Below are 14,070 nucleotides of genomic sequence, written 5' to 3' on the forward strand. Positions count from 1 at the left end.
GCCAAAATAAACAGTCCAATTTGAAATAATAAGTCAAATAAACCCTTTATTTACAAGGATTTTATACAATGCAAACCGAAAAATGGAGCGGTTTACAAAAAAATACGCCTATGCTATATTTAGACCACAAAGCACGTGCCTAAAACATCAAAAACTGAAGGAGGTACCATTGAAAAATGGAAAAGCAGGAAGTTGCAGCTAAAATTATAGAATATGTGGGTGGGAAAGAAAACATAATCAATGCATGGCATTGTATGACCCGGCTCCGCTTTGATTTAAAGAATAAAGATCTGATTAAACAGGAAGAGATAAAGAATTTAGAAGGTGTTATGGGGATTCAGTTTGCCAAGGACCAGCTTCAGATCGTGATCGGGACCAGTGTACATAAATATTATGAGATCCTGATGGAAATGCTTCAGCTAAACGAAGGCGAGACACCGGTTAAAAGAGAAGAAAAGCAGAAGAAAGATTTTATAACATGGTTCATGGATATGGTTTCAGGCGTATTCGGCCCCATTGTACCTGCCATAGCAGGAGCGGGTATGATTAAAGGACTGATCGGCGGTCTTGTTGCGTTGGGAGTCATTACCAATACTACAGATACTTATAAGATTATTGACATGCTGGCCAGCGGTGTATTTACGTTTCTGCCATTTTTTATCGCAGTGTCTGCAGCTAAGAAATTTCAGACAAACCAATATCTGGCAGCAGCAATTGCTTCTATTATCATGTATCCTACCATGGTTGACGCCGCTAAGGCAAAAGAAATCAGCAGCTTTTTATTTGCGGGAGTAATTCCGGTTCCGGTATTTAATTATTCCGGCTCCGTAATTCCCATTATTTTCGGAGTCTTTGCCTTAAGCTACATTTACAAATGGGTGGATAAAGTGGTGCCGGAAGCGGCCAGAACGGTTGTCACTCCTACCTTAACCTTATTAATTTCCGGATTTTTCACCCTGACTGTAATCGGTCCCATTGGTATCTATATGGGAAAAGGACTTGCTGGAATGCTTGATTTCCTGTTTGGTATTTCTCCGATTTTCGCAGGCTTCGTTATGGGGCTTATCCGTCCGGTATCCATTCTGGTTGGTATGCACCATGCCATGACGCCCATTGCTTTGGAGAATTTTGCAACAAAAGGGTGGGATATGCTGATGCCGATGATGTTCATTGCAAACCTTTCTATCGTAGGTGCTGCATGTGGATGTTATTTCAAAGAGACAACCCAGCGGGATAAATCCATTGTTTTATCAGCTGTGTTATCCGGGATTCTGGGTATTACGGAACCGGCACTCTTTGGTATATTAACAAAATATAAAAAAGGATTTTTAGCAGCTACCATTGCAAGCTGTGTGGGAAGTGCATTTATTGGTGCATTTGGTGTAAGGTTATACGGATATATTACGTCCAGCGTGTTCAGTATCCCAGCTTATATCGGACCGTACTTTGTTTATGCAGCAATGGGATGGATCATAGCATTTGGACTTTCGTTCTTCTTGTCATACTTATTTGTAGTAAAAATGGATACGAAATAATTAAATACTAAGGGAGGAAGACCTATTTTGTTACATCGGTTATTTGGTGAAAGAGAAAAAAACAGAGAATGTGAAAAAAAGATTGTATGTGAGAAACTGACGGTTTACAGCCCGGTGAAGGGAGTTGTCATTCCTTTAAAAGAAGTGGAAGATCCAGTGTTTTCGGAAGGAATTATGGGAAATGGTGTTGGAATCCAGCCAGTGGCAGATCAGGTATATGCTCCCGTAGAAGGAGTAGTGGCTGCTGTTTTTCCAACCGGGCATGCATTGGGCATCCAGACCGATGATGGAATGGAAGTATTGATTCACATAGGTATTAATACCGTAGAACTTGAAGGAAAGGGCTTTAAAGCATTTGTAAAAGAGGGAGACCGCATTAAAGCAGGGGAGTTATTGATAGAATTTAAACGGAAATGGATACAGGAACAAGGATACCCGGTTACAGTAGTAGTACTTGTTTCCAATGGTTCAGCACTGGGAACGATGACAGATCCCACACTGGGTTATGTAAAGCCACTGGATCTTCTGTACTCATTTCAGAATCATACCTAGAATATAGAACAGTAAAAAATCTTGCAGGAACGGCGTTTTGCTCAGTATCTGCAAGATTTTTTATATATGATTCCTTGTGTGTAAGGTTGACATTACAATAGAAACGTTATATACTAAATGTAATGTTAACATGACAATAGAAAGGGACAATATGAAAAATCGGATCAAACAGTTGAGAGAGGAAAAAGGGCTTACCCAGGAACAGCTTGGCGAGATGGTCGGTACCTCCAGGCAGGCAATCAATGCAATTGAAACAGAAAAGTTTGAGCCTTCCATCTGGCTGGCTTATGATATTGCCAGTGTATTTGAACGTCCCATTGAGGATGTATTTCTGTTTGAGGAAAGTGAACGGAAATCCAGAGCAGATAAAAGCAGGAGGGATAAGAATGGCTGTCAGGAAGCTGCGGTATAATGAGGATGAGCTCCTTCGGAAACGCTGTAAAGAAGTAACGGTCATAGACGACAAAATCAGGCAAAACCTGGATGATATGCTGGAAACCCTGCATCATACGGAGAACGGAGCCGCCATTGCGGCCAATCAGGTAGGGATCTGCAAGCGGCTGGTAGTAATTGATTACTGTGACTGCCTGTTAAAGCTTGTTAATCCAAGAATTATTGGATGCAGCGGAGAGCAGGAATGCATCGAGGGTTGTCTTAGCTTTCCCGATCGTTTTGTAAAGACCATCCGTCCGCAAAAAGTTACCATTGAGGCACTGGATGAGAACGGGAAAGAGATCATGATCACAGGGGAAGATGAGCTGGCAAAATGCTTCTGTCATGAACTGGAGCATCTGGACGGAATCATATTTCTGGATAAAGCCATAGAAGAAATTGAACTTTAGAATCTTAGGAATGGATACCTGTCGAAAGATGGGTGTTTTCATTTTATGTGTCTTAGTGTATGATTATACATACAATACGTGTCGAAATGGAGAGAAATTATGGTGGAATTAAAAACCCAGTTACCCCGGATATTTGACAGCTTTGCAAAAGCCAGACAGGATGGATTTCTGGCTATGAAGGAATTAAAGGACAGTGGCACCGGAGTGGTAGGTCAGTTTTGCACCTATACCCCCCAGGAAATATTTATGGCTGCAGGGCTTGTTACAGTAGGCTTATGTGCAACCAGCGACGAGACGATTCCTGAAGCGGAAAAGGATCTCCCCAGCAATTTATGTCCCCTGATCAAGTCCAGCTACGGCTTTGCCGTTACGGATAAGTGCCCGTATATGTACTTCTCTGATCTGGTGGTGGGAGAAACCACCTGTGATGGAAAAGTAAAAATGTATGAACTTCTTGGCAAGATCAAAAATGTACATATTCTGGAGCTGCCCAAACGGCAGAACACGCCCCAGGCAAAGGCCCTCTGGAGAGAAGAACTGGTCCGGTTAAAGGAACGGGTGGAAAAGGATTTTCATGTCACCATTACAGATGAGATGCTTCAGGATGCGATTCGAAGACGAAATATGGAGAGAAAGCTGTTAAAAGAACTCTATGAGTTAAGCACAATGACACCTCCTCCTTTAACAGGAATGCGACAGCTTCAGATCCTGTTTGGTTCCCAGTTTAAATTTAACTGGGAAGAGAAAATAAGGGAAATCGAGAACGCCATTGCCGGAATCAGACAGGCTTATGATGCAGGAGAAAGACCAGTTCCTGCCAGTGCTCCCCGCATTCTGGTTACCGGGTGCCCCATCGGTGGTGTGACGGAAAAAGTAGTACGGGTGATTGAAGAAGCTGGTGGAGTAGTCGTGGTATTTGAAAACTGTACCGGTGCAAAACAGATGGACAGACAGTGCAGGGAAGAGGGAGATCCACTAACCAACCTTGCAGATCACTATCTGCAGATTGGCTGTGCAGTCATGACGCCGGATACAAACCGGTTTGAACTTTTAGAGCGCCTCTGTGAGCAGTTTCACATTGACGGAGTGGTTGAGATGACGCTCCAGGCCTGCCACCCTTATGCCGTGGAGGCACATTCCGTTAAATTGTTTATGCAGGAGAAAAACATCCCTTACCTGCAGCTGGAGACGGATTACAGCACTGCGGATATCGGGCAGCTTTCTACCCGGGCAGGCGCTTTTGTGGAGATGCTTTAAGATATGGGACAGGTGAGTTTAGGAATTGACTGCGGTTCAGCAGCCTGCAAAGGAATTCTTTTGTGGGATGGAACGGTAAAAGCCGCTGCAGTAAAACCCACGGGTTGGAACCCAAAAGAGACAGCAAAAGCCATACTTGACGAATTGATTGTAAAAGCAGGAGCAGAGGGAGAAGAACTGCTTATTACTGCTACCGGATATGGAAGAGTGGGAATTGATTTTGCACACAGGGCGGTAACAGAAATTACCTGTCATGCACTGGGGGCAGATTATATTCTTCCAGGTGTCCGTACAGTGGTTGACATCGGTGGGCAGGATTCCAAAGTAATTTCCGTCAGAGACGGCAAGGTGCAGTCATTTCAGATGAACGATAAATGCGCGGCTGGAACCGGACGGTTTCTGGAGATGTCGGCTCATCGAATGGGAGTTGATCTGTCGGGATTTGCAGCTCTTCTAAAGGAAGGAAGAAGCTGCGCTATCAGCAGTATGTGTGCAGTGTTTGCTGATTCGGAAATCGTATCCCTTCTGGCAGGTGGAAAAAGCCGGGAGGAAGTGGCTGGCGGTATCGTGAATTCAGTGGCGGCCAGAACGGCAGCGCTTGCAGCCAGAGTTGAGATGGAATCTCCTGTTCTTCTGACAGGAGGACTGGCAGAACTGGAAGGATTAAAAATGGCCCTGGAGGAGCAGTTTCAACTACCGGTTATTACCTCTGAATTATCCAGGTTTGCAGGAGCAATCGGGGCTGCACGTAAGAATTGGTGAATTTGAATATAAAATTTAATAAGCTTTCATTTGGTTACATTGACAGAAAACTTGGAATGTATTAAAATAGAAATGTGTCTGAAATCATTGATCTGTGCTCCCACAGACAGGTACCGGATGATTTCCTAAAAAAGGGGGATTACGAAAGATGGGCAGTTCAGTGACTGGTAACGAAATACTGGATTCATTTTACTCTGTTATACCATATTTGATGAATTTATTTGATGATGATGTATCATTTGCCTTAACCGATTCAGAGAAGTTTATTCATGTCTGGAATGGCAGAAATTTAAAATTTCATGTCAATCCCGGTGACGTTGTACCTGCTGGAGGTGCAATCAGAGAGGCACTGGATTTAGGCAGGGTTATCATTAAAGATGTACCCGCCGCGGTCTATGGCATTCCGTTTAAATCCTACGCAGTACCCATTACAGAAAGAAACAAGGTAATTGGTGTCCTGACATTGGGAAGAAGCCTGGAAAAGAGGAATAACTTAATCAGTCTGATTAACAAGCTGAGTGCTGGTGCAAACCAGATTTCTCAGTCAACCAACGGAGTGAGTCAGGGAATTGGACAACTCAGGGAGATGAACGGCGAGATCTCTGTTAAGGTGAAGGAAGCCAATGAAAGCACAAAGAATACAGATTCCATACTGGATTTTGTAAAGGATGTTGCAACCCAGTCCAATTTACTGGGACTGAATGCAGCCATTGAGGCAGCCCGTGCAGGAGAAGCAGGAAGAGGCTTTTCTGTAGTAGCAGGAGAGATCAGAAAGATGTCAGCATCTACCAGCGAATCCATTGGGCAGATCGACGGTGTGCTGAAAAGCATTAATGCATCCATTACTGCAATTAACACCCGGATAACAGAATCCAATGTAATTTTTACAAAAGAAACGGAAGAATTTTCAAAAATACTAAATTCCATTGAGGAATTAAACGGAACGGCAAAGCAGCTGGAAACACTTTTGGAGCATCTGTAAGCCGCTGATGAGATAGGGATAGAGCCAAGGGAGGCACTATCTCTATTCTTATGTTTTAAAAATTTTTGAACATCAGGAAAGGGAATAAAACATGAAGATCAAAACATCTAAAGTGGCTGTAGTGGGATGCGGACTGGTAGGGTCCTCAACCGCATTCAGCCTGGTAACCCAGGGAGTATGTGATGAAATTTTAATGATTGATATCAACGAAGAAAGAGCCTTGGGAGAGGTACTTGATTTAAGGGATACGATCAAATATCTGGACCGTAATGTAAAAGTGCGTACAGCCAGCTATGCAGACTGTTCAGACGTGGATATTATCGTGATCACGGCGGGAGCACCGCCACAAAAAGGACAGACCAGGCTGGATACACTGGAGGTCAGTGCAAAGATTGTAAAAACCATAGTTGATCCAGTTATGGCAAGCGGCTTTGACGGGATTTTCATAGTCGTATCCAATCCGGTTGATATCATTGCCCATTATGTGTATAAACTGTCCGGTCTGCCAAAGAATCAGGTAATCGGTACGGGAAGCTCCCTGGATACGTCCAGACTTCAGAACTTTATAGCAGAGCTTGTAAACGTAGACCCAAGAAGTGTCTATGCCTATTCCATGGGAGAACATGGTGATTCCCAGATGGTACCCTGGTCTACTGTAACGGTGGCAGGCAAATCCTTCAATGATATTATTCAGGATAATAAGGATCTGGTTGGAGATGTGGACTTAGATGAGATCGTTAAAAAGACGACTAGAGAAGGCTGGGAGATTTACAACAGAAAGGGAACTACCTATTATGGGATTGCCACAGCCTGTGCCGGTATCATTAAGGCGATTCTTTACGATGAAAACCGTATCATTCCTGTATCCACCCTGCTGGAAGGGGAGTATGGGGAAACCGGTGTATTTGCCGGAGTGCCCACTATTTTAAACCGCACGGGTGCCGCAGATATACTGGAGATCCATATGACAGATGAGGAACTGAATAAGTTTCATCAGTCCGTTGAAATACTTCGGGAATATACTGGAAAAATGCATACCCCGGACTAAAAATAATGGGAACGTTAAAGCCTGTCACTGTGAAATATCATGGTGACAGGCTTTTTTTATTGGATGCCGTCTGTATCTGTTTCCAGACTCAGGCTCCTGATTTCGTAATTGCGCAGAAGAAAAGGAAGCAGGGCACCGGATACAATCAGGCTGAATAGATTCTGAACCAGATTAAATGGAACATTAATAAGGGCAGCCGACTGGTTATATACTATCAGTTCGTAAGCAAAATACCCCCCTGTGATGAGAATACTGGACACAATGCCTGCAAACAGAAAGGGGATCAGTCGAAACTGCGCTTTTTGGCAGCTGCGTGTAAATCTCTGGTACAAATATCCCCCGCTAAAGGCAGCCAGTGCTTTAATGAGAAAGGTAGCCGGTGCATAAAATACGTAACCTGAAATCAAATCTGCCATCATGGAACCAATCCCACCTGCAACAGCGCCTGTCAGAGGACCAAGAAGGATACCGCTTAGTAAAACCATTCCATCCCCCAGATGAATATAACCATTGGTAGCGGTTGGGATATGTATTACCATGGTAGCTACCGTAGTAAGTGCTGCCATTAAAGATCCAAATACTATCTTTTTTGTTCTTTTCTGATTCATAGTACCCTCATCCTTTCCTATAAAAATAATTGATGTTTTTTGTTAAAACCTATCATATAGAAAAACTGGAGTTTTTTAAATAGCCAATTTAAGCAAAATCATGCATACCAGTTGAGCCAAATAAAATGATTTCCTCAACTGAACAGTGAGAAGGTAAGTTTTAGAGCGCTGTGCAAATGGTTTTCGAATAATATTGACATAATATAGCAAAGCATATAAGATTAATTAGCATTATTGCATAAAAAAGTAATTGGAGGGAGAATCAGGTGGGAAAAAGGCTGCTTGCCCGTTGGTATCAGATGACGCTGAACAGAAAGCTATATATGGCGATCGGAAGCGTGGGAATTATCATGGGCTTTTCCATTTTTATTAATTTAAAGGTTGCCTATATTTTTATCGACGATGCAAGAGGCATTATGGACGATAATCTGGCTTGTTATAAATTTCAGGAATCAATGGTCCAGGAACGGGGAATATTTGCCAGTCTGATTTCCAGCAGAACCATGGAAAATCTGGAGATCTATCAAAGAATCTGCCAGGACACCAAAGCATACTTAAGCAGCCTGCCTTATGAGTATGAAAAAATCGGAGAAGACCGGTACGGCGTGACCTGGAACATTATAAACGGATACGATACTTATGAAAAGCAGAAGGATAAGGTTTTAGCCATGAAACAGGGGGATCCGGATTATATCCGGGAACTCTATAAGGTTTATAGTATGCAGAAATATCTGGATCAATACGCTTCCCGGCTGACGAAAGTTGTTCTGATGAGCGGTAACGACTATTATGAGAATCGGGTTCCTGTGCTGAAACGAATGCCCTATCTGCTGGTTGCAATCAGTTTAACTGCATTTTTAATTCTGGTCGTATTTATCCGGTTTTTTACTGGGAATATTGTAAAGATCATGATGCAGCTTGCTACGGTCTCCGGGAGAATTGAAAAGAATGACTTTTCTTCTCCGGATGTGGTCTGGGAAGGAACAGATGAGATTGGCAGGCTGGTTCATGCATTTAACAAAATGAAACATTCCACAAAGAATTTTATCTCAGCAACAGAAGAAAAGCGCCAGATTGAAGAAAAGCTCTATAAGCACGAGCTGGAACGGGCAGATTTGGAAAAACGTTTTTCCATGGCACAGCTTCAGCTGATTAAGAGCCAGCTGAATCCTCATTTTTTATTTAATACTCTTAATATGATCACACGAATGGCTCAGATGGAAGAGGCGCCCGTTACGGAAGAGATGCTGGTTTCCATCGGTAACCTTTTGCGCTACAGCTTACGGACTGCCAATGCGTTTGAACCTTTGGAGCAGGAACTGAAGGTGGCAAGGGATTATATGTATATTCAAAAAATGAGGTTCGGAGACAGGCTGACCTGGAATATTGACTGTGAGGAAGAACTCTATAAGGAGGAAGTACCAGTTTTTATTCTGCAGCCTTTGCTTGAGAATGCAGTCATACATGGGATATCGGAAAAGGAAAACGGGGGGAGTATATTTATCAGTATCAGAAAGCAGAAGGAACTGCTGCATATATTGGTTTCTGATACAGGCAAGGGCATGGATCCGGTGAAGCTGGCAGGGATTCGCAATGCCATTGAGACAGAAGGTACAGGTCTGGGGATTGGGCTTGGAAATATATACAGAAGAATTTCCTCGTACTATGAATATGGAAAAGTGACGATTGACAGCACATTGGATCAGGGAACAGAGGTAATCATTGTTTTTGGAGGAAAAAAGGGGTGAACAAACGATGTATCGGCTGATGATTGTGGAAGATGAAATGATTGAGCGGATGGTGCTTAAAAAAATGCTCCAAAAAAAATTCGGAGAGGACTGCATGATCTATGAAGCAAGAAATGGCATAGAAGCGGTGGAACTATTTCGAAAAGAGGACATACAGATCATTATTCTGGATATTGGCATGCCGGGAATGAATGGGATCCAGGCTGCAGAAATTATGCGAAAAGAAAATTCCAGGTGCTGTCTGATCTTTTTAACGGCTTATGACCGGTTTGATTATGCAAAAAAGGCGATTTCCATCAGAGCCATGGAATATATACTGAAACCATATTCCCAGAAAGAGGTAATCAGTGTGGTGGAAGAGGCCCTTCGGGTAACTGATGACTGGAATGGGCATGGCATAAAAGCAATACAGACAATACAAAATGAGGCTGAGGAACAGAAAGAACTGATGGAAGAGGAAACGGATTTAAACAGCAGCCGCCTGTCCGTTATGGCATCCATGGTTATGGAGTATATTAAATCCAATTTTATGAATGAGATCTCCATGAGTGAGACAGCCCGGGCAATTGGCTATTCAGAGCCTTATTTCTGCAAGATGTTCAAGCAGCAGTTTGGTCAGAGCTTTACCTCTTACCTGGCAGAATACCGGGTGGGGGAAGCGAAAAAGATGCTGGAGCAGCCCAATGTCAATGTAAAGGAAATCGGTGTCAGAGTGGGGTATACGGATAATAATTACTTTACGAAGGTCTTTAAACGTCTGGAAGGTTTAAATCCATCTGAGTACAGAATGAACAAATTAAAAGAACTTCAATCTTAAACAATTGGTAAAAAAACGCTTGTCTTTGAAATGGGACAGGTGTTTTTTTGTGCTCATTTACAAAAAAAGATAAAAATTTTCTATGAAAGCTAAAATGTTACGATAGAATCCAGGGGTGGACCACCCGTATAATAATCCCAGGCACAAAAAGTGTGTAGAAACCAGAGAGGAGGATATGGCATGGGACAGGAATTGTTTCGAATGGACGGAATCAGCAAAAGCTTTCCTGGAGTCAAAGCTCTCGATAAAGTAAGTCTGTCTGTAAATAAGGGAGAAGTTCTGGGACTGGTAGGTGAAAACGGTGCTGGAAAATCCACCCTGATGAAGATATTGTCCGGTGTTCACCGGGCTGATGAAGGAGAAATCTTTATCGAAGGGGAGAAAGTAGTCATTGATTCTGTGGCCAAAGCCCATGATCTTGGAGTAAGTATTATCATGCAGGAATTAAATATGTGTGGTCATTTAAGTGTTGCAGATAATATTTTCATTGGCAGAGCCCACAAAAAAGGAATCTTTATTGATGACAAAAAGATGCACGAGGAGGCTCAGAAGATTCTCGATGATCTTGGGATTGATATAAACACCTATGCAATGGTAGGCAGCTTAAGCATCGCCAAGCAGCAGATGGTGGAAATTGCAAAAGCGATCAGCTTCAATTCAAAAATACTGGTTCTTGATGAGCCGACAGCAACCCTGACTGAAAAAGAGATCGACCAGCTGTTTGGCATTATCAGACGTCTGAAGGAAAAGGGAGTTGGAATGGTGTATATTTCCCACCGTATGGCGGAGTTAAATCAGATTTGTGAACGGGTTACCATTATCCGTGACGGTCAGTATATCGGAACCAGAAACTTAAACGAAATCACCATGGACGAACTGGTTAATATGATCGTTGGTCGTTCCCTGGATGATAAATATCCCAAGCATACAAGAAAAATCGGCGATATTGTTCTGGAGGCAAAAAATGTCAAAAGAGGAACCAAAGTCAATGCTGATTATTTATGTGTAAGAAAAGGCGAGATTCTTGGAATCTCTGGTCTGGTAGGAGCAGGAAGAACGGAGCTGATGCGCTGCATCTTCGGAGCGGACCAGCCGGATTCCATGGAGCTGATTATGGAAGGAAAGCCGATTAAGGTTAATTCTGTTATACAGGCAATCAAGCATGGAATCGGTTACGCAACAGAAGACAGAAAGAGAGACGGACTGGCTCTTGGACTGGACATCAAATACAATACCAACATGGCTCATCTTCCAAATATCACCCGTTTTGGATTCATCGATGACAAGGCAGGACTGATCAATGCTGAGAAATACGTAAAGCGTCTTCGTACAAAAACGCCAAGCGTCCATCAGCTTTGCGGGAACTTATCAGGTGGAAACCAGCAGAAGGTAGTTCTTGCAAAATGGCTGTGCAACGATGTTAAAGTTTTAATTGTAGATGAACCGACAAGAGGGATTGACGTTGGTGCCAAATATGAGGTGTACGAACTGTTTAACCAGCTAAGCGACCAGGGTGTATCCATTATCATGATTTCTTCCGAGCTTCCTGAGATTCTTGGAATGAGTGACCGTATATTAGTCATTCATCAGGGAGAAATAAACGGAGAACTGAATGCGAAAGAAACCACCCAGGAAGAGATCTTGTATCTGGCAGCTGGCTATAACAAACTTGAAGGAAAACCGGCGCCTACGTTAGGTGTGGGAAATAGAAAGGGAGATTAAGAATGATGAACTTAAAAGCAAAGGGACAGGAGAAGAAAGCCGGCTCATTTGGAAAACTGGATGCAGCAACACGCCGGGCGATCTTTTCAATCGGAATCCTGATCGGACTGTTTGTTCTGTTTTCACTTCTTCAGCCGGCAAAGTTTCTGGCTCCGGCTAATTTACAGAACCTTCTGCAGCAGATTGTAACCTATACGATCATCGGCTGCGGTCTGACTTTCTGCCTTGTCTGCGGCGGAAACGATTTATCAGCAGGTGCTTCCATGGCATTGTCCGGAATTATTATGGTAGCGCTTTTAATGCAGGGACTGCCCCTGTGGCTGTGCATTATACTCTGTCTGACCATGGGTATTATGACCGGTATTATGAATGGATTTTTTATTGAGATACTTGGTGTTGTGCCGTTCGTTGCAACTCTTGCAACCCAGTGGGTATACCGTGGTATGGCCAACGTACTGGTGAACGGAGCACCTCTTTATACAACCAATATTCCTTCCGAGCAGGTTCAGAAACAGTTCTATGTTCTGGGAGGCGGAAGAATCGGCGGAACCGGTCTTCCATACAGCGTTATTATCACTCTGGTTTATGCATTAATTCTTGGAGTAGTACTGGCTAAAATGCGCATCGGACGTCAGATTTATGCCTGCGGTTCCAACCTTGAGGCAGCTAAGCTTTCCGGTATCAATGCAGTAAAAACACGTATGTTTGCATACTGCATCTCCGGTTTATCTGCTGCAATCTGCGGTATCCTGGTAGCATCAAGACTTTCCAGTGCACAGCCAACCGCTGGTAACGGATATGAGATGGAGGCAATTGCCGCTTCCGTACTTGGTGGAATCGCCATCTCAGGTGGAGAAGGAACTGTTTTAAATACAGTAATCGGAGCTCTGATGATGGGTGTAATCCGGAACGGACTGAACTTAAACGGTGTCAACTCCTTCTGGCAGCAGATGATTGTAGGAATTATCCTGTTGATTGCAGTTGCTTCCCAGACAGCAAAGAAGAGCGGTGACTTAGGGGCACTCAAGCGGTTTTTTGGCTTGAAAAAATAAATAAAAAACTATATAATTCAGGAGGAAAAGAAAATGAGAAAGAGTAAATTAGCAGCAGTTGTATTAGCGGCAGCTATGGCAGTAACAGGCCTTGCAGGCTGCGGCAGTACATCTTCAAGCGGAACAGCAGCAACGACTGCAGCAGGTGAAGCTACCACAGCAGCAGCTGGAGATAAGACCACAGAGGCAGCAAAGACAGATAAAAAATCCGGTGAAAAGACCATTTACGTAATTGTAAAGGTACTTGGAAACCAGTACTGGAGCGTTCTTCAGGCTGGAGCGGAGCAGGCAGGCAAGGAATTAGGCTGTAATGTAGTCGTAGTCGGAACTGCTCTGGAATCCGATATTGAAGGACAGCTTACCCTTCTTCAGAATGCAGTATCTGCTCAGGCGGATGGAATCGTAATCGCTCCACTTGACAGCGTTTCCTTAGATGCACCAATTACAGAAGCGTACAAATCAGGAACTCCGGTTGTATTGGTGGATACCGTAATTAAGAGCGATAACTACAGTGCCGCTCTGTTAACAAATAACGTGGAAGCTGGAAAAACAGCAGCTGACGAACTGATCGCCCGCTTAAAGAACAGGGGAATTTCTGAGACAGAAGAGGCACAGATTGCAATTCAGGTTGGTTCCACTGGTTCCCAGACAATCAATGACCGTGTAAAAGGCTTCAATGAATATTGGGAAGCTAATGCACCTGAGTCATGGAAAGTTTTAAACAACGATATTAAGGTAAATGACGGTGACATCAGCAAGGCAGTTGGTTTCTGCCAGGACTTCATTACAACCTATCCGAACTTAAAGGGAGTATTTGGTCCTAACAATGGTTCTACTGTAGGCTTTGTAACTGGTTTAACAGAAACCGGTCGCGACGATATCTCCATGGTTGGATTCGATTTCTCTGCAGAGATCGAGACTATGATCCGCAGCGGAAAGTTCGATGTAGCTTCTGTTGTTCAGCGCCAGTTCTACATGGGCTATGACGGTGTTAAAACTGCTCTTCAGATTGCCGATGGCGGTGAAATTAAAGATAAAACTGTTGATACCGGAGTTATTCTGGTGGATAAAACAAATGTGGATGATAAGGAAATTCAGAGTATCATTAATCCTTAATCAGTTCATACTATATAAAATGTCAGACG

At 43.3% G+C, this 14,070-nt stretch carries 14 protein-coding genes; 13 read left to right on the forward strand and 1 reads right to left on the reverse strand.

The genetic code is table 11. The features are described from left to right. The first annotated feature begins 176 nt into the window (after positions 1 to 176). From ACOAOT_RS03525 to ACOAOT_RS03560, 8 genes are all read left to right on the forward strand, one after another. Positions 177 to 1,535 (forward strand): PTS transporter subunit EIIC, encoded by a 1,359-nt coding sequence (locus ACOAOT_RS03525; RefSeq protein ID WP_420215712.1) that lies wholly within the window; start codon positions 177 to 179, stop codon positions 1,533 to 1,535. Positions 1,536 to 1,562: 27 nt separating this feature from the next. Next, entirely contained in the window at positions 1,563 to 2,087 is a 525-nt protein-coding gene (locus tag ACOAOT_RS03530; RefSeq protein WP_420215713.1) for a PTS sugar transporter subunit IIA, read from the forward strand. Between the two features lie 151 nt (positions 2,088 to 2,238). Further along, positions 2,239 to 2,499 (forward strand): helix-turn-helix transcriptional regulator, encoded by a 261-nt coding sequence (locus ACOAOT_RS03535; protein ID WP_420215714.1) that lies wholly within the window; start codon positions 2,239 to 2,241, stop codon positions 2,497 to 2,499. Continuing rightward, positions 2,474 to 2,929, forward strand: coding sequence for a peptide deformylase (def, locus tag ACOAOT_RS03540; RefSeq protein ID WP_420215715.1), 456 nt, complete (start codon positions 2,474 to 2,476; stop codon positions 2,927 to 2,929). Before ACOAOT_RS03535 ends, def begins: the two co-directional genes overlap by 26 nt. A gap of 102 nt (positions 2,930 to 3,031) precedes the next feature. After that, positions 3,032 to 4,186 (forward strand): double-cubane-cluster-containing anaerobic reductase, encoded by a 1,155-nt coding sequence (locus ACOAOT_RS03545; protein WP_420216643.1) that lies wholly within the window; start codon positions 3,032 to 3,034, stop codon positions 4,184 to 4,186. Positions 4,187 to 4,189: 3 nt separating this feature from the next. After that, positions 4,190 to 4,948, forward strand: a complete 759-nt coding sequence (locus tag ACOAOT_RS03550) for an acyl-CoA dehydratase activase (protein WP_420215716.1) — start codon at positions 4,190 to 4,192, stop codon at positions 4,946 to 4,948. A gap of 148 nt (positions 4,949 to 5,096) precedes the next feature. Continuing rightward, a complete protein-coding gene (locus ACOAOT_RS03555; RefSeq protein WP_420215717.1) occupies positions 5,097 to 5,930 on the forward strand; it encodes a methyl-accepting chemotaxis protein in 834 nt (277 codons plus the stop codon). A gap of 91 nt (positions 5,931 to 6,021) precedes the next feature. Continuing rightward, a complete protein-coding gene (locus ACOAOT_RS03560) occupies positions 6,022 to 6,978 on the forward strand; it encodes an L-lactate dehydrogenase (RefSeq protein WP_349671604.1) in 957 nt (318 codons plus the stop codon). A 56-nt stretch (positions 6,979 to 7,034) separates the two neighbouring features. Here the strand turns inward: ACOAOT_RS03560 and ACOAOT_RS03565 are convergent, their stop codons facing one another. Continuing rightward, positions 7,035 to 7,586: an ECF transporter S component gene (locus tag ACOAOT_RS03565; protein ID WP_420215718.1), complete on the reverse strand. Its 552-nt coding sequence runs from the start codon at positions 7,584 to 7,586 to the stop codon at positions 7,035 to 7,037. Between the two features lie 266 nt (positions 7,587 to 7,852). On the opposite strand from ACOAOT_RS03565, the gene ACOAOT_RS03570 reads away from it, so the two are divergent. The 5 genes from ACOAOT_RS03570 to ACOAOT_RS03590 all read left to right on the forward strand — a co-directional run bounded on the left by ACOAOT_RS03570 (position 7,853) and on the right by ACOAOT_RS03590 (position 14,041). After that, the gene (locus ACOAOT_RS03570; RefSeq protein ID WP_420215719.1) at positions 7,853 to 9,334 is read left to right on the forward strand and encodes a sensor histidine kinase; all 1,482 of its coding nucleotides are present in this window, start codon (positions 7,853 to 7,855) and stop codon (positions 9,332 to 9,334) included. A 7-nt stretch (positions 9,335 to 9,341) separates the two neighbouring features. Beyond that, complete coding sequence (locus ACOAOT_RS03575) at positions 9,342 to 10,151, forward strand: response regulator transcription factor (RefSeq protein ID WP_420215720.1); 810 nt, start codon at positions 9,342 to 9,344, stop codon at positions 10,149 to 10,151. Positions 10,152 to 10,331: 180 nt separating this feature from the next. Further along, positions 10,332 to 11,873, forward strand: a complete 1,542-nt coding sequence (locus ACOAOT_RS03580) for a sugar ABC transporter ATP-binding protein (RefSeq protein ID WP_420215721.1) — start codon at positions 10,332 to 10,334, stop codon at positions 11,871 to 11,873. A gap of 2 nt (positions 11,874 to 11,875) precedes the next feature. Further along, on the forward strand, positions 11,876 to 12,925 hold the full coding sequence (locus tag ACOAOT_RS03585; RefSeq protein ID WP_420215722.1) for an ABC transporter permease: 1,050 nt from the start codon (positions 11,876 to 11,878) through the stop codon (positions 12,923 to 12,925). 33 nt (positions 12,926 to 12,958) lie between these two features. Then, a complete protein-coding gene (locus ACOAOT_RS03590) occupies positions 12,959 to 14,041 on the forward strand; it encodes an ABC transporter substrate-binding protein (protein ID WP_420215724.1) in 1,083 nt (360 codons plus the stop codon). The last annotated feature ends 29 nt before the right edge of the window (positions 14,042 to 14,070 follow it).

The sequence above is a fragment of the Lacrimispora struthionigena genome, from assembly GCF_048627165.1.
Classification (GTDB): domain Bacteria; phylum Bacillota; class Clostridia; order Lachnospirales; family Lachnospiraceae; genus Lacrimispora.